The following is a 20,527-nucleotide window of genomic DNA, read 5'->3' as shown; positions in this document are numbered from 1 at the left end:
TTCGGCACCCGATTGGCTCCGCCGATGCAGGCGACCGGCCGGGCGGCGACCACCGGCCCGGCCATGCCACATTCCAGGCGCTGAGGCATCCGCACCTCGTGGTGGACGCCTCAGCGCTTGCGGATCGGGACGTCCCGGATCAGCAACCACGTTGCCGCCCCCGCGACCAGAATGCAGGCAACCGACACGACCGTCGCGAACGGCAGCGATCCAGCCTCCGCACCCGTCAGATCCCGATAGAAGCGAGTGATGGGGCCCAGCGATTCGCCGAGGGCAGAGCCGGTGATCCCGACCATCACCAGCGCAGGGGGCAGCGCGAGCCACCCACCACGGCTGGACCGGTAGAACGCTGCCCCGGCGAAGGCCCCGGCCGCCGACCAGACCAGGAACGCCAGCCCGTACTCAGCGACGATCAGCGGCAGGTTCCCGTAAGAGGTGAAGAGGTGCCCATCGGGCACGCCGCGCGTCCACCCCATCACCCGGTACCACCCCGCTTCGATCACAAAGCCGAGGGTTATCAGCACCGTGGCGAGGGCGGCATGCACCACCAGGGCGATGAGTCCCTCGATGGCGAAGCCACGCCGCGTCTGGCCATGACTGACGTACAGCGGCAGGAAGCTGTACACCACGAACGCGGAGATAACCGCCATATACACCCGCGCCGGAGGGGTGATGAGCTCCCACGCCGAGGCTGGGATGAGGCCGAAGAACGTGGCAGACACCAGGCTCCCGGCGAAGGTCACCACGAGCACGCCGGCCCACGCCGCAGTGAGGAAGCCCCCGTAATCGGTCACCAGCGGGGTGGGGAAGCGCCAACTCCGCTGCATCCGCTGCGCGATCGCTGCCTGGCTCACGACTGGTCTCCTCTCGGTTCGGTCAGGTGGACGAATAGGTCCTGGAGCGCCAAGGGCTCGAGGTCGAGCCCAGCCGCACGGGCCTCGGCGCGCTTCTCGGGATCGAGCTGCCCGTAGACCATCGCCGACTTCGTCCGGCCAAGTTGCCGGGTGCCGATCACGGTGAACCCGTACCCGTTGACGAACTGATCTACGACGTCGGCCGGCCCCGTAACCGCGTTGCCGCGACTCAGCAACGTCTCGACGTCGTCCTGCACGACCAGCCGGCCGCGATCGATGATGACGACGTTCTCGAAGAGCCGGCTCACCTCTTCGATCAGGTGGGTCGAGATAATGAACGTGCGCGGGTGCTCCATGAAGTCGTTCAGGAGCTCGTCGTAGAAGGCGTACCGCGACGGCGCGTCCATTCCGAGGTACGTCTCGTCGAAGATCGTCAGCGGCGCGCGTGCGGCCAAGCCCAGTACGATGCCGAGCGCGGACCGCTTGCCCCGGGAGAGGCTGCCGATCCTGGCCTTCGTTGACACCTCAAAGCGTTCCAGGAGCCGGGCGGCGTACTCGGCGTCCCAGTTCGGCCGCAGGTACGCGGCGTACCGCATCGCCGACTCGACCTTCTCAGTGTCCTCCACCGTGTCGCCGCTCTCACGGATGAAGGCGATCTGACTGGTGATGGCCTGATTCTCGAACACCGGCTGTCCATTGATTCGGACATCCCCCGATGTCGGCTTGCGGAAGGAGGCGAGGACCGACAGCAGGCTCGTCTTGCCGGAGCCATTGCGCCCCAGCAGGCCGTAGATCTTGCCGCCCACCATCGACAGACTCAGCTCGTCGAGGGCGGTCACATCCCCGTACCGCAGCGTCAGGTGGTCGATATCGATGCGTTCGATCATCGCTCCTCCTCGCCTTCCCGTTGCTCCAGCCACTGGATGACCTCGCGCAGGGGGATGCCGATCGCCCGGGCCTCGGCCACCATCGGCTCGACCACGTCCGCGAAGAAGCGCTCGCGGCGCTGGGAACGCAGCCGTTCGCGTGCGCCGGGGCTGACGAACATCCCGATGCCGCGCCGCTTGTAGAGGAGCCCTTCGTCCACCAGCTCCTGGAAGGCCTTGGCCGCCGTCGCCGGGTTGATCCGGTAAAAGGCGGCGTACTGGTTGGTCGACATGACCTGTTCCTCCTCCTGGAGGTCTCCGGTCAGGATCGCTTGCTTGATCTGTTCCGCGATCTGTCGGTAGATCGGGCTTCGGTCGTCAAACACGGTCCTGCCACCTGCCTCTACGGTTCATTACTCTACTAATGAACCCTATCACCCAAGAACCGGATTGTCAAGAGGCGGTCGTCGCATGCCGCAGGAGCACGCTCAGGCATCCCCGCGCCCCAGTGGCACATCCTTTGCTTCCGCAGGGGCACCGGGACGCACGGCGATTTGCGAGGGCCGCCGGGCCACGGAGGGAGGCTGCGCGATGGATGCGAAGCGACTCAAAGGGATGCCGGTGGTGTCGATCGAGGGCGGCGAGCAGTTGGGGACGGTGCACGACCTGCTCTTCTCGATCGACGACCGCGCGATCCAGGCGTTTTCCGTCCGCAGCGGCGGCCTCATCGGCGGCACCACGAATGTGGTGGAGCGAGGCGACGTGCGCTCGATCGGACCGGACGCCGTCATGGTGCAGAGTCGTGCGGTGCTCCAGGGAGAAGACACCGAGCACCGCTACCGGCAGTACCCGTCACTGGGCGAGATTAGCTCGCTAAAGGTCGTGAGCGAGGAAGGCAGCCGCATCGGCTCGGTGGCAAGCGTGCTCATCGACGAGCAGACCGGGGCCATCACCGGCCTGGAGATCGTCCGTGCCGGGTTGACCGGGCCGTTCCGGTCGAACATCTCCGTGCCGATCGACGCGGTAATCAGCATCGGGCGCGACGCCGTCGTTATCCCGGAGCGAGTCGCCAATCCCCCGGCCGAGGGCGCGCAGCCGGAGACCGCTCCCGGGCAGGAGGAGTCGCAGGGCTAGCCGGTCAGGCGAGCCGGGCCACCAGCCAGCCGAGCAGCAGCGCGGGTGCGAGATCCCGAACGACGCGTCCCGCGAGGCGGGTGGTTGAGACTGGGTAGAGTGCGGGCTGTAGCGCGGCCCAGACGGCGCTGAGCAACACCCAGAATCCGGCTGCAACAAGACCGGCGGGCCAGTTCATCGGCGCGTCTCCTCTCCCGTGGGGCATGGACAGCCCAGCGCGACACCGCTATACTGCCGCGCGCTGCCGCGGCGGCAATCCAGCCCGGCTGGTCGCCGGCGCTGGATGGATAGCATCGTCGCTCGCCCGTCCGCCGGCCGATGATGCGCCCGATGGCGTGTACAATGGCGGTAGCGACAACGCCTCACGTCCGCAGCAGGCGGCCGCGCGAAAGGGTTCCATGAAGATCCTCCTCGTGTCGCCATTCGATTTTGGGTACCCCGGCGGGGTTAACGAGCACATCATGCACCTCGACCGGGAGTTCCGCGCGCTGGGACACCAGACACGCATCCTCGCGCCGCGCTCCGACGAGGAGGGCGAGGAGGACGACGGCCATATCTACCGGCTCGGCCTGGCGGTCCCGGTCCCGTCGAACGGGTCGACCGCGCGCATCACGCTCTCGCCCCTCATCTCGGGCAAGGTCAAGGAGTTCCTGCACGACGAGGACTTCGACATCATCCACCTACACGAACCGCTCGCGCCGACGCTCCCGCTCATGGTGCTGCTTCATTCGAAGACGGTCAACATCGGCACCTTCCACGCGGCGCGCTCGTCGAACCTGGCCTACCTCTACGGCAAGCCGCTGCTCTCCTTCTTCCACGGCAAGCTGCACGCGCGCATCGCCGTCTCTCCCTCGGCCGAGGAGTTCGTGAGCCAGTACTTCCCGGCGGTCTACGAAATCATCCCGAACGGCATCGACATCGAGCAGTTCGGACCACACGTGCCGAAGATCCACCATCCGCATATCTCGGGGCCGACCGTGCTGTTCGTCGGGCGCTACAATGAGTCGCGTAAGGGGCTGAAGTATCTCCTGCGAGCGATCGCGCTGGTCCGGCAGGAGTTCCCGGGTGTCCACCTGTTGGTCGTCGGGCCGGGGCAGGCGTGGCGCTACGACCGGCTGTTGGAGCGCTACGAGCTCGACAACGTGACGTTTGTCGGCGCGGTGTCGAAGCAGGATCTCCCTTCGTACTACGCCTCGGCGGACGTGTTCTGCGCGCCCTCGACCGGCCGGGAGAGCTTCGGTATCGTCCTGCTTGAGGCGATGGCATCCGGGCGGCCCGTGGTGGCCACCAACATCGACGGCTACACGGCGGTGGTACGGCACGGAGTGGAAGGGCTCCTCGTCGAGCCGAAGAACCCGGAGGCGCTTGCCCTGGCGCTGGTCCACGTGCTGGCCGATCGGGAGCTGGCTGCGCGACTGGGTGAGGCAGGCCGTCGCCGGGCCGAGGAGCACTCGTGGTCCGTGATCGCGCGCCGGGTATTGGATGTCTACGAGCGGGCGTTGGACCGCTATGGCCGCTACATGCGGCCCACGAAAGCGCGCGCTCTCCGCGACGCGCGAGTCGCCGGGTAGGGGACGACGATGATTAGTACGCTCGTCGGCGATTGGGTGCGGCTGCGATTGCAGCGGGTTGGGCTGCTGGTGGCCCGCACGCGCCTCTCCCCGAACGGCTTCACGCTGCTGGGCCTGTTGCTGAACCTGGTCGTGGCCGCCGTGATCGCCAGTGGCAACCTGGTGGCCGGTGGCATCCTGGCGCTGGCCGCGGGAGCGTTCGACATGCTCGACGGCGCCGTGGCGCGCGTCACCAACCGGGTCACGCGCTTCGGCGGCTTCTTCGACTCCACCCTCGATCGCTACTCGGAGGCACTCGTCTACGGCGGCGTACTCGTCTACCTGCTGCGCTCCGGAACCGAGACGATCCCCATCCTGCTGGTCTACGCCACCGTGGTCGGCTCGATCATGGTCAGCTACACCCGCGCCCGCGCCGAGGCGGTCGGGGTCAAGGCCGAGGTGGGGCTCTTCGCGCGCCCCGAGCGCGTCATCCTGCTTGCCGTCTTCCTCATCCTCAACCGACCCGTCTGGGCGCTCTGGATCCTGGCCATCCTGACCAACGTGACGACGCTGCAGCGCATCCTCCACGTTTGGCAGGCGACACGCGGCGACGAGCCGCGCCCGAACCATCCGGCATCATGAACCGCCGTTCGTCTCGCCGCCTGCGCAGGGTTGTCTTCGCGCTGGCGCTCATCCTGCTCCTCGTCATCGTCGCACTCGCGCTCCCGTCGCTCATCGGCGACGAGCGCGGCACGGTGGAGCCCGGCGAGCTGACCCGCATCGCCTTCTTCGACGTCGGTCAGGGCCTCAGCGTAGGGATCATTACCGCCGACGGCCGCAGCCTCCTCTTCGACATGGGGGACCGAGAGAACGCCGTCGACACCGTGATCCTCCCCTTCTTCCGCCGGTACGGGGTTCAGCAGTTGGATTATGTCGTGGCCAGTCATCCCGATCAGGACCACATCGGTGAGCTGGCGACCGTGCTGACGCGCTTCCCGGCCGGCACTTACATCGACCCGGCCATCGAGAACACCAACCGGGCCTACCTGCGTGGGCTGCGGGTCGTCGAAGAGAAGGGCATCCCGGCGCGGCGGGCACGCCGGGGCGACACGTTCGAGCTCGGCGAACGCACGCGCGTTGAGGTCCTCTGGCCGCGCCAGCCGTTCATTACCAACTCCGACGGCGAGGTGGATGACAATAACAACAGCGTCGTGCTGCGGGTCATCGACGGCGACGTGCGCATCCTGCTGACGGGCGACATCGAGAAGGAAGCGGAAGAGGAGCTGCTCGCGCTCGACCCGTCGGCCCTGCGCGCCGACCTCCTTCAGGTCGCCCACCACGGCAGCCGTTCGTCGTCCACCACGCCCTTCCTCGACGCGGTCGGCGCCCGAGACGCCGTCATCTCCGTCGGCGCGGACAACTCCTACGGCCACCCGCACCGCGAGACGATGCAGCGCCTGCGCGAGGCAGGGATAACCGTCTACCGCACCGACATCGACGGCACCGTGGTCTTTGTCTCGGACGGAACGCAGATTCAACCGGAACGCCAGGAGGGGACGCCGTGAGCCCCGACCGCCAGGACGATCTGATCGCGACCGTGGACGAGATCGAAGAGGGAGAGTCAGGCGAGCGGCTCGCGGTGCTCGTCTTCGACGATGGGCAGCAACTCGTGGTACCGCTCGAACGTCTACCTGATGGGACCCGGGACGGCTCGGTCCTGCGGGTCCGCTTCCGGCTGGATCGAGACACCGAGCGGGAACGGCGCGACGAGGTGCGGGATCTGCAACGCCGCCTGTTCGGTCCGGAGGAGTGAACGACACCGATGCGACGCGCACCGACACCGCCCGCGTTAGGAGCCGCCCGCCGCTTGCGTGCTCTCGTGCCGCTGGTTGCCATCGCCGCGGCGCTGCTGACCGGATGCCTCCCGCGCGGCACCGACACGACGGAGACGCCCACGGTGACCCCATCGCCCACGCCGATCCCGATGTTGCGGATCGTGACGCCGACCCCCGGCCCGCCGCCCGTCACGCCGACCCCGGCGGCCTCGGGCGAGGAGGGTGCGCCGAATGAGCAAGCGGCGAGCAGCACCTACGTGGTCCAACCGGGCGACACGCTCTACGGCATCGCCGTGCAACTCAACGTCGACCCGCAGGCCCTGGCGGAAGCCAACGGGATCACCGATCCGAGCTGGCTGGAAGCCGGTCAGGTGCTGATCGTGCCGGGGCGGAACCAGCCGTAGTGCTTCCCAACGCAGCAACGATCTCCCTCGGCCATTTGACACCCATCCCCCGGCGTGTTAGAGTTCGTGCACGTATTCGCAAAGTTCCAGACCGAGCAGGGTAAAGGAGGTGATGCCACGATATGAGTAGTAACGGTATTTCGGGCATCACCGCGGAGGTTGCCGGCTAGCAGGCACCACCCCGGTGAATGCCCAACGAAACCCAAACAGCCGGCGCTTTCGCGCCGGCTGTTTTGTTGTTCCGAAGCTCTCCAATGGGGTTTGAGGAATTAACCCCGTATACCCGCCAGCAGCCCGCTCCCCGTGTGTCATCTTTCGCTCCGCTGCTCGCCGACCCGCGCCGGCCGGCTCCCACCAACACGAGAAGTGACCTCCGCGCCTCCGCCCCGGACAGTCGCACGCGCGCATCGCGCGCACCAAACGGGAACCGGGCCGGGGATCACTCCCCGGCCCGGTTGCGCTCACGCCGGCGCCGCCGCGTCCCGCCCGCCAGCCGCCGCCCCGGGTGGGGACAGCAGCGGGAGGGTCATCAACACCAGCGGGTGGTCGTCCGCCGCGACGCGGTTCCATCGCTCGATACCGCAGCCGAGGCAGCGGTGCACCAGCACCTGTTCTCCCGACCGCCGCACGAAGACCCCGATTGGGGCCATGAGCGCCCGGCAGCGGCTCGCCCGGTCGCCGGGTCGCGCCTCGTCGACATGCCGGGAGTGCAGGCAGAACGGGCAGTGGTTCCGGTGGCGCCCGCCGCCCAGCGTCGGGCCGACCATCGCTTTGCAGTGCCGGCAGCGGAAGCTCTCGGTCTGTGGCCGCCGCGCAGCGCGGCGCTCGCTCCGAGTCGCTCGACCCGCGCCGTCCGCGGTGTCACGGCCGGTGCGCGGCCGCGAGCGGCGCCGGATTGGTTCCCAGTCAACACCGTAGTCGTCCAGTTCGTCGAAGTCGTGCGCACAACGACGTCCCAAGGGGATACGCTCCTATCGTCAGCAGCCAATGGGACGGCTTCGTCAGGTTGTGCGCAGAGACGGTCATCGATGCCTCCTCGTCGCTCGACCGGCCCGCGGCGCACTGCACGCGCAGGCCCCCCCGGCCCCGTGGGGCCGGACTCCATGAGATCGATGGGATGCTCAGCGGAGAGCCGCGGACGGCACGACGATCCGATCCGCGGCGAACGGTCGGGCGACGACTCGGTTGATCAACCGGGGTACTGGGTACGGAGGCGCGAGCGCGCCCCGGGGATCAGTCCCTCGGCGTCGAGCGGAGAGGCCAGACTGTACGCCGGCTAGCGGACCGGTGCCGCGTGATCCGCGACTCGGGCGGCGGTTCCTACTCTGGCCATCAGTCCTTCCTTTTCCAAGCTCGACGCGTCCGCTGCCACCCGGCAGGGGATGCCGGGCGACCTCCGCATTGTAGGGGAGCCGGGTCGCGCTGTCTAGAGGGGTGCCGGCATCAGGAGTGACCGGTCTTTGCCCGGCGCCGACGCTCCTGGTCCATGCCGCACCAAGGCCGGGGCACGGAACGCCCCCGCTCTCTCCAGAGCGGGGGCGCCCATCGGCTCAGGAGACGGTACTGGGCCGTACGTGGCTACTCGAAAAGCCCGACCACCTGCGACATGCCCGGGACCACGCCGAAGTTGGCGATGTAGGTCGTGCCTTCGTCGTCGATCGCCAGGCCGGTCGACATGACCAGGCCGTCACGCGCCAGCAGCGTCTTGGTGCCGTCGGCCTCTACGCGGTAGAGCGCGCCGGGCGAGGTCTCCGACAGGAGGCTGTCCGCGGCGATCTCCAGCACGTACAGGCGGCCGTCCGGCCCGAAGGCGGTGTCAACGATGTTGGTGAAGCCCTCGGCGAAGACCTCCGGATCCTCACCCGGCACGACCCGCCAGACACGGGCGGCGCCCACCTGGAACGGGAAGCCCGTCAGCTCGCCCACGTAGAAGGCACCGTCCGGGCCGACGGTGAGGCCGGTCGGGACCGCCTCCATCGGGATCTGCGTGCCCGGCGGCAGGCCGAGGAACGGCGGCGCATCGACCATCCGCGGACCGAAGACGGCCAGCGTGGTGATCGTGCCGTTGCCGTCGATGTGGAGCAGGTCGTTCCCACCGGCATCGGCGACGATGAAGTGGTCGTCAACCGCGACGAGCGAGTACGGGTTGCTATCGACCGCGGCCGGTTCGGGGTTCTCCGCGGTCTCATAGGCGGCGATGTCGACCAGGACCGTGTAGGTCCCATCGTCGTTGATCCGGACGAGCGTGCCGAAGTCGGCCCCGACGTCACCCAACTGCTCGCGGGCCGCCGGGTCCGCGCCCAGGCCGATGACGGCGTAGATGCCGTCCTCGGTCACGATCACGTCCTGGACGCCGGTCGCGCTGGCACCGCCGGGAGCGGCCAGCGACGGCAACCCGGTCGCGATGCGCTCCACCTGGCCGTCGGCGATCCGGGCGATCGAGCCGGTCGGGCCGTAGCAGACCTCACCGTCGCCCTCGGGGTTCGGCAGGCACGGGCCGTCGCCGCCCAGGCCCGCCTCCGCCACATAGAGCGCGCCGTCAGGACCGATGGTCATCCCGCGCGGGTTGTTGAGCTCGGCAGCGATGGGGACGAACTGCGGCCCCGGCTGCTCGCCGCTGATGGCCCGCACACCGAGCAGGCCGAGCAGGACGTCGTAGCGCTCCGGCCAGACGCCTGGATGCCACTCGAACCGCGCCCGCTCGAAGTACTGGACGGTCACGCCGTCCTCGACGAACTCCTCGCTGATCGGGTACCCGAAGATAGCCAGGCCGCCGAACTTCTCCCAGTACGACTGGAAGCCGGCGCAGAGGTTGTGGCCGGTCGCTCCGAAGAAGGTGCAGCCCTGGACGGGCGCGGCCGGCGCGAACGGCCCGGTGCCGAGGCGGTCCGCCGCGAGCTGGGTGCCCAGCAGCCCCTGCAAGACGTCGTAGCGCTCCGGCCAGACGCCCGGGTGCCACTCAAAGCGAGCGCGCTCGAAGTACTGGACGGTCACGCCATTCTCGACAAACTCCCCGGTGATGGGGTAGCCGAAGATGGCCAGGCCGCCGAACTTCTCCCAGTACGCCTTGAACCCGAAGCAGACACTGTGCTGCGTTGCCTCGAAGTAGATGCAGTCCGCTTCCGTCTGCTGGCCCGCCAGGGTACTGTCTGAGGGTGCAGCAGCCGCCGTGGCCACGGTCGCCAGCGCCATCGCCAGGGCCAGCAGCACAGCAAGGCTGTGTCGCTTGAGCATCAATGTTTCTCCTCACACGACAAGTAAGAACGAGCTCAGAACCCGCAATCCCCCTCCCTCCGGTTGTCGCTGTTCGTCCACTCGGAGATGTCGCGCATCTTAGCACATCGAGCGACAACCATCGCGACCTGCGTGCCACCAAATCGAAGATGCATAATGGGCTGGAAGCGGAGATACCGCGAACGGTGAAGGAGGACGTGGATGGACATCGATCTGCTGCCCGCGGTCAGCCTCGATCGTGAGGTCGACGCGCTCGTGATCCCGGTGGCGCCCGGCCCAAGCTTGGACCCGACCGGTAGCGAGGTGGACGCCCGGCTCGAGGGTGCGCTCAGCGCCGCGCTGCGCGACGCGGATTTCTCGGGCAAGGTCGGCAAGACGATGGTGATCCCGACGCTGGGGCGGCTCCCGGTCCGCCGCGTGGTCGTCACGGGCATCGGGGACGGCGCGCCCACGGCCGACGATCTGCGCCGGGCATGGGCCGTCGCCGCTCGGGCCGCGCGCGACGCCGGTGCCCGCAGCGTGGTGAGCGCGGCGCCGCCCACGGGCGACCTCGGCGAGGAACGCGCCTACCGCGCCGCGGTCGAGGGAGTTCGGCTCGGGCTCTACGAGTTCCTGGAGTACCGGACGCTCGATCGCCCCGAGAAGCGGGTCGAGCGGTTCGACATCGCGGGGGAGAGCGACGCCGCCCGGCGTGGCCTGGCTGCCGGCGAGGCTGTCGCGGCCGCGGTCAGCCTGGCGCGCGACCTGGTGAACCAGCCGGCCGATGCCCTCTACCCCGAGCGCCTGGCCGCGATCGCTCAGGAGACGGCGTCCGCCGCCGGGCTGGAGTGCGTCGTCCATGACCCGGCCGCTCTCCAGGACCTCGGCGCCGGGGCGATCCTCGCGGTCGGCAAGGGGAGCGTCCGCGAGCCGCGGCTGATCCACCTCACCTACCGGCCGCGCGGGACCTCACGCGGCACGATCGGCCTGGTCGGCAAGGCGATCACCTTCGATACCGGCGGCGTGAACCTCAAGCCGACCGGCTCCGGCCTGGAGCACATGAAGAGCGACATGGCGGGCGGGGCGGCGGTCCTGGCGACCATGACCGCGCTGGCGGCGCTCGATGTCCCCTTCACCGTCTGCGGCGTCATCGCCGCCGCCGAGAACATGTTGAGCGGAACCGCCTTCCGTCCCGGCGACGTCCTGCGCGCCATGAACGGCAAGACGATCGAGGTGATCAGCACCGACGCCGAGGGCCGGCTGGTGCTGGCCGACGCCCTCACCTACACCGCGCGCCAGGGCGCGGAGGCGCTGATCGACCTGGCGACGCTCACCGGCGCCGCGATCATCGCCCTGGGCCAACAGGGCACGGCGCTCTACGGCACCGACCAGGCGCTGGTGGACGACCTGGTGGCCGCGACCGCCTGGAGCGGCGAGAAGCTCTGGCCCATGCCGCTCTGGGACGAGTACCGGGAACTGATCCGCGGCGACGTGGCCGATCTGAAGAACAGCGGCGGCCGCGCAGGCGGCTCGATCACCGCCGCGCTCTTCCTGCGCGAATTCACCGAGGGCAAGCCCTGGGCCCACCTCGACATCGCCGGCCCTGCCTGGGCCGACAAGGTCTCGGACTACGCCGGCAAGGGCGGCACCGGCCACGGCGTCAGCACCCTGCTCGCATTCCTCGAGCGGCGGGCAGCGCAGGGCTAGCCGCGTCCGGTTTCAGGCAGGACAAGACCGACCCCTCTCCCGACGTCGGGAGAGGGGTATCTTGCTGGCAGCCTGTGGTGCGGGCGGCGTTACCCCACACCCCCGGCCCCTCTCCCACAAGGGGAGAGGGGAGGAGGCACGAGAACTTTCAGTTGCTTTCGGATCAGGTTCGAGCGTACTCGGGTGTTACTAGACCGGAGCGGATGTCCGCTTCGATTAGGGACGGGTCGCGCTGGTCGGGTGGGCCGTAGCCGCCGCCACCGGGGATGTGGAGCACCAGGCGCTCGTCCGGGCCGGACAGGGTGATCTGTCCGCCACCGATCTCCTCGGGCGTCAGGCGCCGGCCGTTGACCAGCACCTCGGTCAGCGGGCCGTCCTCGCCGCCGCTCAGGCCGCGCGGCGGAAAGTGGAGCCGATCCGGGTCGATGAAGAAGGAGACGGGCGCTGGGTAACCGGGGAGCACACCCATCTCAAGCCGGTGACCGAAGGCGCCCCGCCACTGCCCCCGGCCGGCCGAGTCCTCCCGCAACTCACGGGTGTGGATCAGCACCGGCGTCCGCGCCTCGAAGACCTCGACCGGGACGTTGCGGGCGCTGCTCGGGAAGCAGTTGCGCCCGATGCCATCCCGCCCGCGGCTGGCGCCGCGCCCCCCGGCGATGAAGAAGTGCGCGTTGTAGAAGCGGCCGTTCGGCTCCTGACCGTAGACGTGGACCGAGTTCATCAGCCCGTTGCCGGCCTGCACCCGGTCGGGCAACGCACGCTCCAGCGCCCCGAAGAGGAGCGAGTGGAGGTGCCAGCCGGTGCGCACGCGCGAGCCGACCGAGGCGGGAACCCGGCAGTTGAGGATCGAGCCCTCAGGCGCGCTGATGGTGAACGGCCGGAAGGTGCCCTCGTTGGCCGGAACGGTCGGCGAGAGCAGGCACTTCAGGGGATAGACCGTGTGCGCCTTGGTGTAGGTCAGCGTGCAGTTGATCCCGCCGCGCGGGCGCTCGGGGTCGCTCCCGGTGTAGTCAACCGTGATCTCGTCGCCCCGCACCGTGACCCGACAGCGCAGGCGCACCGGCTCGTCCAGCCCGTCGGCCCACACTTCATGCTCGTAATCCCCGTCGGGCAGCGCCCGGATCGCGTCCCGCATGGCCCGCTCCGAGTGCTCCTGGATCGCCCGAGCGATGTCGACCAGGTCAGGCAGGCCGTACTCCTCCAGGAAGGCGACGATGCGGCGGGCACCGAGATCGTTCGCGGTAAGGGTCGCCTCGATGTCGGTGAGCACCATGTCGGCGGTGCGGACGTTCTCGCGGATGAACGCCCAGGCCGTCTCGTTGAGCTCGCCCGCATCGTAGAGCTTCAGCAGAGGGATGCGCAGGCCCTCCTCGTAGATGTCGCGCACGGTGCGCCGGGCCAGCGCGCCGCCGATGCTGGAGGTATGGGCCACGGTCACGGCGAAAGCCACGACGCGCCCCCCGTGGAAGATCGGGGTGATGGTGGCGATGTCGTCCAGGTGCCCGGCGCAGAGCCATGGATCGTTGGTGACGAACACGTCCCCCGGTCGCATGGTGTCAACCGGGAAGCGTTCGATCACCGCGCGCGTCACCGTCGGCATGACGATGTTGAACACCGGCATGCTGCGGTTGGAGTGCGCCACCGAGTGGCCCTCGGCGTCGAGGATCTCGCAGCCGAAGTCCTGCGCGGCGCCGATGATGGTGGAGACGGCGGTCCGCAGGACCGTGGTCCACATGTCGTCCGCGATGCCGATCAGCCGGCTCCACATGATCTCCAGGCTGACCGGATCGAACGTCTCTGCCCGGGTCATCGCGTCCCCTCGCCTTCCCTGCGCTCCAGGATCACATTCCGATAGCCGTCGACGGTGACGCGCCACTCCGGCGGCACCACGATGGTCGCCTCGCGCTCCTCGATGATGCACGGACCGGGGAAGGCCGCGCCGGGCTCCAGCCGGTAGCGGTCGTAGACGGGGCAGGGGCGGTAGCCGGCTTCCGGCCGCGGGAAGTAGACCGGACGCTCGCCCTTCAGCGCCGTGCGCGGGTCGCGCTCGTGGCACGGCTCGGCCGCCAGCGTGAAAGCAGGGCGCGGCAATTCGGCGATCAGGTGCCAGTTGAGCACCTCAATACCCAGCCCGCTCGGCGCCCGCCCGTAGGTGGCGGCGTACCCCTCCCGGAAGGCCGCTTCGATGGTGCGAGCGCCCGCCGGGCTGAGCGCGTCCTCGGGCAGGTCCACCCGCAGCTCGTGGTACTGCCCGGCGAAGCGCATGTCCGCCGCCAGGCGATAGCGCGCGGCCTCGGCGTTGCCCGTCGCGGCGAACGCGCGCTGCGCCTCCTCCCGCATCTCGTCGTAGAGCGCGTGCACCAGCGCCCAGTCGCATTCGTCGAGCAGGGTCATGTGCGAGCGGACGAAGGGGAGCGCCATCGGGGCGGTCAGCGCACCGATCGCCGAGCCGACCCCGGCGCCCATCGGCACGATCACCTGCCGGATGCCCAGGATACGGGCCACCTCGGCCGCGTGGGCCGGTCCCGCGCCGCCGAAGGCCACCACGGCCACGCTCCGCGGGTCGCGGTTGCGCTCGATCAGGTGCGTCCGCGCCGCCTGGGCCATGTTCTCGTTGACGATGGCGTGGATACCCCACGCCGCGGCGATCGGATCGAGCCCCAGCGGCTTCGCCAGCCGGTCGACCACGGCGGTGCGCGCCCGCTCGGGCTGGAGCGCCATCCGGCCGCCCAGGAAGTAGCCCGGGTCGAGGTAGCCGAGCAGCACGTTCGCGTCGGTCACCGTCGGCTCCTCACCGCCCAGCCCGTAGCAGGCCGGGCCCGGGTTCGACTCGGCGCTCTGCGGCCCGACCTGCATGAGCCCCAGGTTGTTGACATGGGCGATGCTGCCGCCACCGGCGCCGATCTCGATCAGGTCGACCGTCGGCGCCATGATCGGCAACCCGCTGCCGGGCTTGAAGCGGTGCACGCGGTCCGCCTCCAGCATCCCGGCCACGGTCGGCGCGCCGTCCTCGATCAGGCACGCCTTCGCGGTGGTCCCGCCCATGTCGAGCGAGAGGACGTGCTCGTGCCCGGCCAGCCGGCCGTAGAACCCGGCCGCGAAGGCGCCCGCGGCCGGTCCCGACTCCAGCAGCCGGATCGGGAATTCCACCGCCGCCTCGACCGTCGTGATCCCGCCGGAGGAGAGCATCATCGAGAGATCCCGCTGGTACCCCAACGCCCGGAGCTGGTCCATCAGGTCAGTCAGGTAGCGCCGGAGCAGCGGCTTCACGTAGGCGTCGGCCACCACGGTGGAGGTCCGCTCATACTCCCCGATCAGCGGGGCGACGCGAGACGAGAGCGAGACGGTGATCTCCGGGTGGGACTCGGCGATGATCTCCGCCAGCCGCCGCTCGTGCACCGGGTTGCGGTAGGCGTGGATTAGCGCCACCGCGATCGACTCCACCCCCGCGGCCGCCAGTTCGTCCACCAGCGCGCGGGCCGCATCCTCGTCGAGTGGGCGCAGCACCTCGCCGTCGCGCGTGATCCGCTCATCCACCTCGCGGCGCAACTCGCGCGGCACGAGCGGCTGCGGGTAGGGCGCGAAGAGGTCGTAAATGTCGTAGAGCTGCTCGATACCGATCTCCAGCACGTCGCGGAAGCCACGGGTGGTAATGAGCGCGGTGCGGGCGCCGCGGCGCTCGACGATGGCGTTGGTGACGATGGTCGTGCTGTGGACGGCGTGGTCGACGTCGGCCGAGGTCGCCCCGACCATCTCCAAGATCTCCCGCCAGCCGGTCACGACCGCGCGCGCCGGGCGCTCGGCGTCCGTGAGCACCTTATGGAACGCCGCGGGCGCGCCCGCCTCCTGATCGAACAGCACGAAGTCCGTGAACGTCCCCCCAACGTCCACGCTGATGGCGTATCGTCCTGACACTGTACTGTGCTCCTTCAGGCAGAGCGGCAGGCCGCACGAGGAGAACGACCTGCCGCTTCGCATGTTCCCGAGCGACGGCGGCGCTAGGCCACCATTTCGGCTGCCAAGTGAGCCGCCAGGGTCCGCGCCAGGATCACCGGCCCCCTGAATTCCTCCCGGGCAACGGCCCGCATGGTCAGATCGTACCCGAAGCAGTCCAGGAACAGAATCGTGGCGCCGGCTGCTCGCACCTCCGCCGCGGCTGCCCGCACCGACCGAAGCGGGTCCGCGCCGTACGGATCCGCCGCTGCCAGGCGAACGTCGGCGACCCCCATCGCGCGCCACTTGGCGCGCGCCTGCTCGATCTGCTCCGGCAGGGGCGTCAGGGCGCCGATCGTGCCCGTGCCGGCCATGCCGATCACCGCGCCGTAGAGCGCCGCCTGCGGCTGGAGCAGCGGCTTCTGGTGGGTGAACGATGGGAAGGCGCCCGTGCAAAGTAGCAGCGTTGCGGCGACGCCCTCTCGCTGCTCCAACTCCGTGATCTGCTCCTGGAGCCGGGAGAGGATCGCGGCCTTGGCCAACTGGACCGGCGTGCCGTCGCGCAGCACCGTTACGAGATGATAGTCACCGGGTCGCGGACGCATCTGATCGATCTCGTCCTTGGACAGGCCATCCAGTGCGCCACGCTCGACGACACACATCCGGCCGGCGAGCGCGGTCTCGATGTCGGCCGCCAGTCCGTCGGGCCGTGGAGACTGCCCGATCGTCAGCAGGCCCAAGAGCGGGGCCATTCCTACCGCCCTCCCCAGTACAGCGATTCGAGTCCGACCAGCCGTTCCGTTATCAGGACCACGACGACCGTCATGAGGATGCTGATCGTCGACACGGCCGCCGCCGTGGGGTCGAAGGAGAAGCGGAGGTAATCGAAGAGCTGGAGCGGCAGCGGGGTGCTGCCGACGCTCGCCAGGAGAAGCGAAATCGGAAACTGATCGAAGCTGACGATGAAGGCGAACACACTGCCCGAGATGATGCCGCCCTTGATGAGCGGAAGCGTCACTCTGCGGAAGGTCGTCCACGGGCCCGCGCCGAGGTTTCGCGCCGCTTCCTCCAGACTGCGGTCGAAGCCGACCAGCACGGTACTGACGGTGAGGAAGACGTAGGGCAAGCTGACCAGCGTGTGCCCGATGACCAATCCGACCATCCCGCGGGTTCCAAGCCCGATGGCATAGAAGAAGATCAAGAGGGCGATACCGGTCAGGATCGCCGGGACGGGCAGTGGGGAAATCATGAGAAGCTGCAGACCGGCGCGGAAGCGGCGCGAGTGACGCACGATGTAGAGCGCCGCCGCGGTCCCGATGACGGTGGCCAGCACGGTCACGAAGATCGCCAGCCGGACGCTGAAGAGGAACGCGTCCACGAACGGCTCGCTCTCGAGGAACTTCTGGAACCAGCGGAGCGAGAACCCTTCAGGCGGAAACCGGAGGTACTGCCCCGAGTTGAACGCGGCGATCACGACGATGATGATGGGCGCCAGCAAGAAGAGGTACAGGAGCGCGACCACGGTGTTCAGGATGACGCGGCTCGATCGGCTCAGCGGCATCTAGGACAATCCCTTCATCGCGCGGCCCATCAACTTGATATAGATCGCCAGGACGGCGACGGTGATGACGAAGAACAGAATGGCGAACGCGCTCCCCAGCGGCCAGTTGAACAGCTCCGAGACGGTCTGAACCACGAGCAGCGGGACGGTGATCACGTTGTAGCCGCCGAGCAGCGACGGAATGATGTAGGCACTGACCGTCAGGACGAAGACGAGCACGGTCCCGGACGTCACCCCCGGCAGGCTCAGCGGCCAGGTGACGCGCCAGAAGGTGCGCCACGGGCTCGCGCCGAGCGAGCGGGCAGCGCGCTCCACGTCCGGATTAATGCCCTGGAGCGATCCCGCCAGCGACAACACCATGAAGGGCATATAGATGTGGACCAGACCGATCATGACGCCCGTCTCGTTGTACATCAGTTGGAACGGGCCGATGCCGATCGCGGTCAGCGCCTGGTTGATCAGCCCTGTATCGGCCAGCAGGATCATCCAGCCGTAGCTGCGAATCACGATGCCGACGAGGAGCGGCGCAAGGAGCATGGTCATGAGCAAGCCCTTGGCACGACTCGACGCGCGCGCCATGTGGTAGGCCAGGGGGTAGGAGAGCACCAGGGTCACGAGGGATGTGACGACGCCGTAGCGCAACGTGCGAGCGATGATCCGCCAGTTGAAGGGATCCCGGATCGTTTGCAGGTAGTTGTCCAGCGTGAAGTCCCGGAGGTACGGCGCGCCGAACGTCTGCGTCATGAAGCTCATGTAGAGCAGGTAGAGGTACGGCCCGATGAAGAACACGCCGAGGAGAAGGATCGCCGGGAGAATCAGGAGCAGCCTGGAGTACTGGGCGGTGAACCGCCGACGCTCGCCCTCACGCCAGCGCAGCTTCTGCGCGATGGTCGCCACGCGACACGCTCCCCTCGTCGCTAACCACCCAGGCCTGGTCGTCCGAGAAGGACAGCACTACCCGATCACCCACGTCGTACGCCGGCACCGGTGCGGTCTGGACGCGCAGCCGCACGCGCTCCCCGACTTCAATGCGGTAATCGACCAGGTTGCCCAGGTACGCACGCTCGCGCACCACACCCACGAGCCGATTGCGCTCTGCTCCGTCAAGCGTGTCGCCGGGATGCGCGGTGTCCGTGCCGCTGGTGATGCGGAGACTCTCCGGGCGGATGCTGAGCAGGACCTGATCGCCGGTGCGCAGGCCGTCGCTCCCGGTCCCCGACAGGACGCCGAGGTCCGTATCAACCAGGACTCGGCTCCCCTCGCGGTCCGTGATGACGCCGGGCACGAGGTTCGTGAGACCGATGAAGTCCGCGACCCAGGCATTCCCCGGCCGCTGATAGATGTCCGTCGGTGTCCCGACCTGCTGGAGCACACCGTCTTTCATCACGGCGATCCGGTCGGCCAGCACCAGGGCCTCGCTCTGGTCATGCGTCACGTAGACCGTCGTGATGCCGAACTCCTGCTGGAGCGAGCGGATGTAGAACCGCATCTCCTCGCGCAGCTTCGCGTCGAGGTTTGCCAGCGGCTCATCGAGCAAGAGCACGGACGGGTTGATGACCAGCGCGCGGGCGAGCGCCGTCCGCTGCTGTTGCCCACCCGAGAGCTGGCGGGGATAGCGGTCGGCCAGCTCACGGAGCTGGACCTTGTCGAGGATGGCGTCGACGCGCCGCGCGATCTCCGCCTTGGGCACCTTGCGCATCTCCAGACCGAACGCGACGTTCTGTGCGACGGTCAGGTGGGGGAAGAGCGCGTAGTTCTGGAAGACCATGCCCGTGTTGCGTCGTTCGGGCGGGAGCGACGTCACATCGCGGCCCCCGAAGCTGATCGTCCCCGAGTCCGCCTCTTCAAAGCCGGCGATCATGCGCAGCGTCGTCGTCTTCCCGCAGCCCGACGGGCCGAGGAGGGCAACCAACTCGCCCTCCTCCAAGTCGAGGTTCAGATTGTTGACTGCGACCGTCGTGCCGAACCGCTTGGTCAACGACCGCAGACTGATCGATGCCACGCTCCGACGCCCCTCGCTGCTAACCCGACATCTCGCGATTCCACCGGTTGATCATCTGGTCCCGCGGCCCCTCGTTCAGCCAGACGTAGTCCCACTTCTCGATCTTCTCGAGCGTGTCGCCGGTGACCGGGATGTACCGCGCGAGATCACCGGAGATCTCGACCTTGGTATTCGCCGGGGTGTACCAGTAGTTCTCGGCCCACTTCTTCTGCACCGGCACACTCAGCAGGTAGTTGACCCAGGCGAACGCCAGATCCTTGACCTTGCTCCCAGCAGTCACGTTGGTGTTCTGCTCGAACATCAGGAGGCCCTCCTCCGGGGCCACCCACTCCATCGCGACGCCCTGATTCGAAAGGCGGGCCCACGCGGGGGCGTCGAGGATGCCGACGTCCACCTCGCCGGTGGTCAGGAGCTTTTCCATGTCGCCGGAGAAGTCGGTCTGCTTGTTCGGCTTCAGGTTATCCCTGATCCACTCGAAACCGGGCTCCCAGTTCTTGTAGTCGCCGCCGTTGACGATCTTGGCCATCATCATGATGTGCTGGGCGCAGGCCGAGTTGGCGGCGTTGTAGATGCCGAGCTTCCCGGTGAACTTCGCCAGATCCATCCAGCTCTTGGGCGGTTCGCTGACCTTCTCCGTCATGTAGGCGATTCCCACAGGCCCAATCAGGAAGAAGACACCGACGTTGTCCGGCATCTTCATCTTCTCGTGGACATCCGCCAGGTTGGGGATCTTGTCCTCCGGCAGCGAGATGAAGTGCCCCTCAACCCGCGCGGTCGCGATGTAGGTTTCGTTGGCGATGACGACGTCGTAGGGAGGGTTGTCCTTGCCTGCCGCGCGCAGCTTCGTCATCCAGTCCTTCGACAGCCCGACAGCCAGCTCGATCTTGGCGCCGGTCTGGGCCTCGAAGTCCGGGATGATCTCCTGACGCATGAACTCTTCCCAGGTGCCGCCGTAACTGGTGACAACCAGTGTCTGGCCCTCGAAATCCTGGCCCTCGATGCCGGTGCCGGACGTCGCAGGCGTTCCGCTCCCGCCCGATGATGCGGCGCTCGTCGGCGCTGACGTCGCCTGCGCACCCGAGCCGCCGGCGTCGGACTCGTCCGAACCGCACGCCGCCAGGATCGCGTTGATCGTCGGGGCGGCGAGACCCAGGAGCGCCAGGCGGCGGATGAGATCACGGCGGGATAGCTGTCCACTCATGCGAGCTTCCATCAACGCTCGGACGTGTTCATCGCGCGTCATCCCGTCCTCCTCGCCGACGGCCGCCTTCACCACCAGAGCAAGCTCGGCTCCCGGCCACGCGCCGAGCCCACGATTACCCCTGCACGCTACCGAGCGACGTGCTCCCGGCACATGGCACCCCGGCGGGAGAGCCAGCCACAATCAGCCTCCCACCAATAGTCCCCCGATAGGGGATATCCCACGCGCCGCCGAGCATTAACTGCGGAGCGGCGTTGATGGGTGATC

General features: G+C 68.3%; 20 protein-coding genes. 7 read left to right on the top strand and 13 right to left on the bottom strand.

The features are described 5' to 3' along the window. Nucleotides 1-110: 110 nt before the first annotated feature. From IRZ30_RS01670 to IRZ30_RS01660, 3 genes are read right to left on the bottom strand one after another with little or no spacing between them, the layout of a single operon-like run. Nucleotides 111-854 (bottom strand): hypothetical protein, encoded by a 744-nt coding sequence (locus IRZ30_RS01670; protein WP_294082227.1) that lies wholly within the window; start codon nucleotides 852-854, stop codon nucleotides 111-113. Continuing rightward, nucleotides 851-1,741, bottom strand: coding sequence for an ABC transporter ATP-binding protein (locus IRZ30_RS01665; RefSeq protein ID WP_294082225.1), 891 nt, complete (start codon nucleotides 1,739-1,741; stop codon nucleotides 851-853). The genes IRZ30_RS01670 and IRZ30_RS01665 overlap by 4 nt, the downstream gene beginning before the upstream one ends. Further along, nucleotides 1,738-2,106: a GntR family transcriptional regulator gene (locus IRZ30_RS01660; RefSeq protein ID WP_294082224.1), complete on the bottom strand. Its 369-nt coding sequence runs from the start codon at nucleotides 2,104-2,106 to the stop codon at nucleotides 1,738-1,740. The genes IRZ30_RS01665 and IRZ30_RS01660 overlap by 4 nt, the downstream gene beginning before the upstream one ends. 205 nt (nucleotides 2,107-2,311) lie before the next feature. Here IRZ30_RS01660 and IRZ30_RS01655 point away from each other — a divergent pair, with 205 nt between their 5' ends. Continuing rightward, nucleotides 2,312-2,854, top strand: a complete 543-nt coding sequence (locus tag IRZ30_RS01655; protein ID WP_294082222.1) for a PRC-barrel domain-containing protein — start codon at nucleotides 2,312-2,314, stop codon at nucleotides 2,852-2,854. A gap of 4 nt (nucleotides 2,855-2,858) precedes the next feature. Here IRZ30_RS01655 and IRZ30_RS01650 read toward each other — a convergent pair whose 3' ends face one another. Then, a complete protein-coding gene (locus IRZ30_RS01650; protein WP_294082220.1) occupies nucleotides 2,859-3,032 on the bottom strand; it encodes a hypothetical protein in 174 nt (57 codons plus the stop codon). A 220-nt stretch (nucleotides 3,033-3,252) separates the two neighbouring features. Here IRZ30_RS01650 and IRZ30_RS01645 point away from each other — a divergent pair, with 220 nt between their 5' ends. From IRZ30_RS01645 to IRZ30_RS01625, 5 genes are read left to right on the top strand one after another with little or no spacing between them, the layout of a single operon-like run. Then, the gene (locus IRZ30_RS01645) at nucleotides 3,253-4,425 is read left to right on the top strand and encodes a glycosyltransferase family 4 protein (RefSeq protein WP_294082217.1); all 1,173 of its coding nucleotides are present in this window, start codon (nucleotides 3,253-3,255) and stop codon (nucleotides 4,423-4,425) included. A 9-nt stretch (nucleotides 4,426-4,434) separates the two neighbouring features. After that, nucleotides 4,435-5,046 carry a CDP-alcohol phosphatidyltransferase family protein gene (locus tag IRZ30_RS01640; protein ID WP_294082215.1) on the top strand — a complete coding sequence of 204 codons (612 nt, stop codon included), beginning with the start codon at nucleotides 4,435-4,437 and terminating at the stop codon, nucleotides 5,044-5,046. Further along, complete coding sequence (locus tag IRZ30_RS01635; protein WP_294082213.1) at nucleotides 5,043-5,969, top strand: ComEC/Rec2 family competence protein; 927 nt, start codon at nucleotides 5,043-5,045, stop codon at nucleotides 5,967-5,969. The genes IRZ30_RS01640 and IRZ30_RS01635 overlap by 4 nt, the downstream gene beginning before the upstream one ends. Next, on the top strand, nucleotides 5,966-6,217 hold the full coding sequence (locus IRZ30_RS01630) for a DUF3006 domain-containing protein (RefSeq protein ID WP_294082211.1): 252 nt from the start codon (nucleotides 5,966-5,968) through the stop codon (nucleotides 6,215-6,217). Before IRZ30_RS01635 ends, IRZ30_RS01630 begins: the two co-directional genes overlap by 4 nt. Nucleotides 6,218-6,226: 9 nt before the next feature. After that, nucleotides 6,227-6,643, top strand: a complete 417-nt coding sequence (locus IRZ30_RS01625) for a LysM domain-containing protein (RefSeq protein ID WP_294082209.1) — start codon at nucleotides 6,227-6,229, stop codon at nucleotides 6,641-6,643. Nucleotides 6,644-7,104: 461 nt separating this feature from the next. On the opposite strand, the gene IRZ30_RS01620 is transcribed toward IRZ30_RS01625, so the two are convergent. Then, the gene (locus IRZ30_RS01620; protein ID WP_294082207.1) at nucleotides 7,105-7,602 is read right to left on the bottom strand and encodes an RNHCP domain-containing protein; all 498 of its coding nucleotides are present in this window, start codon (nucleotides 7,600-7,602) and stop codon (nucleotides 7,105-7,107) included. 619 nt (nucleotides 7,603-8,221) lie between these two features. Further along, complete coding sequence (locus IRZ30_RS01615; RefSeq protein WP_294082205.1) at nucleotides 8,222-9,877, bottom strand: ScyD/ScyE family protein; 1,656 nt, start codon at nucleotides 9,875-9,877, stop codon at nucleotides 8,222-8,224. A 201-nt stretch (nucleotides 9,878-10,078) separates the two neighbouring features. On the opposite strand from IRZ30_RS01615, the gene IRZ30_RS01610 reads away from it, so the two are divergent. Beyond that, complete coding sequence (locus IRZ30_RS01610) at nucleotides 10,079-11,563, top strand: leucyl aminopeptidase (protein WP_294082203.1); 1,485 nt, start codon at nucleotides 10,079-10,081, stop codon at nucleotides 11,561-11,563. Nucleotides 11,564-11,726: 163 nt separating this feature from the next. On the opposite strand, the gene IRZ30_RS01605 is transcribed toward IRZ30_RS01610, so the two are convergent. The 7 genes from IRZ30_RS01605 to IRZ30_RS01575 form a co-directional block, all read right to left on the bottom strand. After that, on the bottom strand, nucleotides 11,727-13,373 hold the full coding sequence (locus IRZ30_RS01605) for a hydantoinase B/oxoprolinase family protein (protein WP_294082202.1): 1,647 nt from the start codon (nucleotides 13,371-13,373) through the stop codon (nucleotides 11,727-11,729). Beyond that, the gene (locus IRZ30_RS01600; RefSeq protein WP_294082200.1) at nucleotides 13,370-15,478 is read right to left on the bottom strand and encodes a hydantoinase/oxoprolinase family protein; all 2,109 of its coding nucleotides are present in this window, start codon (nucleotides 15,476-15,478) and stop codon (nucleotides 13,370-13,372) included. The genes IRZ30_RS01605 and IRZ30_RS01600 overlap by 4 nt, the downstream gene beginning before the upstream one ends. Before the next feature lie 83 nt (nucleotides 15,479-15,561). Continuing rightward, nucleotides 15,562-16,248, bottom strand: coding sequence for an AroM family protein (locus IRZ30_RS01595; protein WP_294082198.1), 687 nt, complete (start codon nucleotides 16,246-16,248; stop codon nucleotides 15,562-15,564). A gap of 2 nt (nucleotides 16,249-16,250) precedes the next feature. Beyond that, the gene (locus IRZ30_RS01590) at nucleotides 16,251-17,057 is read right to left on the bottom strand and encodes an ABC transporter permease (protein ID WP_294082196.1); all 807 of its coding nucleotides are present in this window, start codon (nucleotides 17,055-17,057) and stop codon (nucleotides 16,251-16,253) included. Continuing rightward, nucleotides 17,058-17,954, bottom strand: a complete 897-nt coding sequence (locus tag IRZ30_RS01585) for an ABC transporter permease (protein WP_294082194.1) — start codon at nucleotides 17,952-17,954, stop codon at nucleotides 17,058-17,060. After that, entirely contained in the window at nucleotides 17,920-19,059 is a 1,140-nt protein-coding gene (locus IRZ30_RS01580) for an ABC transporter ATP-binding protein (protein ID WP_294082192.1), read from the bottom strand. The genes IRZ30_RS01585 and IRZ30_RS01580 overlap by 35 nt, the downstream gene beginning before the upstream one ends. Before the next feature lie 19 nt (nucleotides 19,060-19,078). After that, entirely contained in the window at nucleotides 19,079-20,302 is a 1,224-nt protein-coding gene (locus tag IRZ30_RS01575; protein ID WP_294082190.1) for an ABC transporter substrate-binding protein, read from the bottom strand. Between the last annotated feature and the right edge of the window lie 225 nt (nucleotides 20,303-20,527).

Origin of the sequence: Sphaerobacter sp., from assembly GCF_019683595.1 — a bacterium.
In the GTDB taxonomy this organism is placed as follows: domain Bacteria; phylum Chloroflexota; class Chloroflexia; order Thermomicrobiales; family Thermomicrobiaceae; genus Sphaerobacter.
Note: the sequence above shows the minus strand (reverse complement) of the source record. Positions and strands in the feature narration are given on the sequence as shown.

What these genes read in the sequence shown, in the direction of transcription:
- IRZ30_RS01615 (WP_294082205.1), bottom strand. Translation starts at nt 9,877, where the DNA reads ATGCTCAAGCGACACAGCCTTGCTGTGCTGCTGGCCCTGGCGATGGCG.
- IRZ30_RS01635 (WP_294082213.1), top strand. Translation starts at nt 5,043, where the DNA reads ATGAACCGCCGTTCGTCTCGCCGCCTGCGCAGGGTTGTCTTCGCGCTG.
- IRZ30_RS01625 (WP_294082209.1), top strand. Translation starts at nt 6,227, where the DNA reads ATGCGACGCGCACCGACACCGCCCGCGTTAGGAGCCGCCCGCCGCTTG.
- IRZ30_RS01650 (WP_294082220.1), bottom strand. Translation starts at nt 3,032, where the DNA reads ATGAACTGGCCCGCCGGTCTTGTTGCAGCCGGATTCTGGGTGTTGCTC.
- IRZ30_RS01595 (WP_294082198.1), bottom strand. Translation starts at nt 16,248, where the DNA reads ATGGCCCCGCTCTTGGGCCTGCTGACGATCGGGCAGTCTCCACGGCCC.
- IRZ30_RS01665 (WP_294082225.1), bottom strand. Translation starts at nt 1,741, where the DNA reads ATGATCGAACGCATCGATATCGACCACCTGACGCTGCGGTACGGGGAT.
- IRZ30_RS01655 (WP_294082222.1), top strand. Translation starts at nt 2,312, where the DNA reads ATGGATGCGAAGCGACTCAAAGGGATGCCGGTGGTGTCGATCGAGGGC.
- IRZ30_RS01610 (WP_294082203.1), top strand. Translation starts at nt 10,079, where the DNA reads ATGGACATCGATCTGCTGCCCGCGGTCAGCCTCGATCGTGAGGTCGAC.
- IRZ30_RS01645 (WP_294082217.1), top strand. Translation starts at nt 3,253, where the DNA reads ATGAAGATCCTCCTCGTGTCGCCATTCGATTTTGGGTACCCCGGCGGG.
- IRZ30_RS01590 (WP_294082196.1), bottom strand. Translation starts at nt 17,057, where the DNA reads ATGCCGCTGAGCCGATCGAGCCGCGTCATCCTGAACACCGTGGTCGCG.
- IRZ30_RS01640 (WP_294082215.1), top strand. Translation starts at nt 4,435, where the DNA reads ATGATTAGTACGCTCGTCGGCGATTGGGTGCGGCTGCGATTGCAGCGG.
- IRZ30_RS01605 (WP_294082202.1), bottom strand. Translation starts at nt 13,373, where the DNA reads ATGACCCGGGCAGAGACGTTCGATCCGGTCAGCCTGGAGATCATGTGG.
- IRZ30_RS01575 (WP_294082190.1), bottom strand. Translation starts at nt 20,302, where the DNA reads ATGACGCGCGATGAACACGTCCGAGCGTTGATGGAAGCTCGCATGAGT.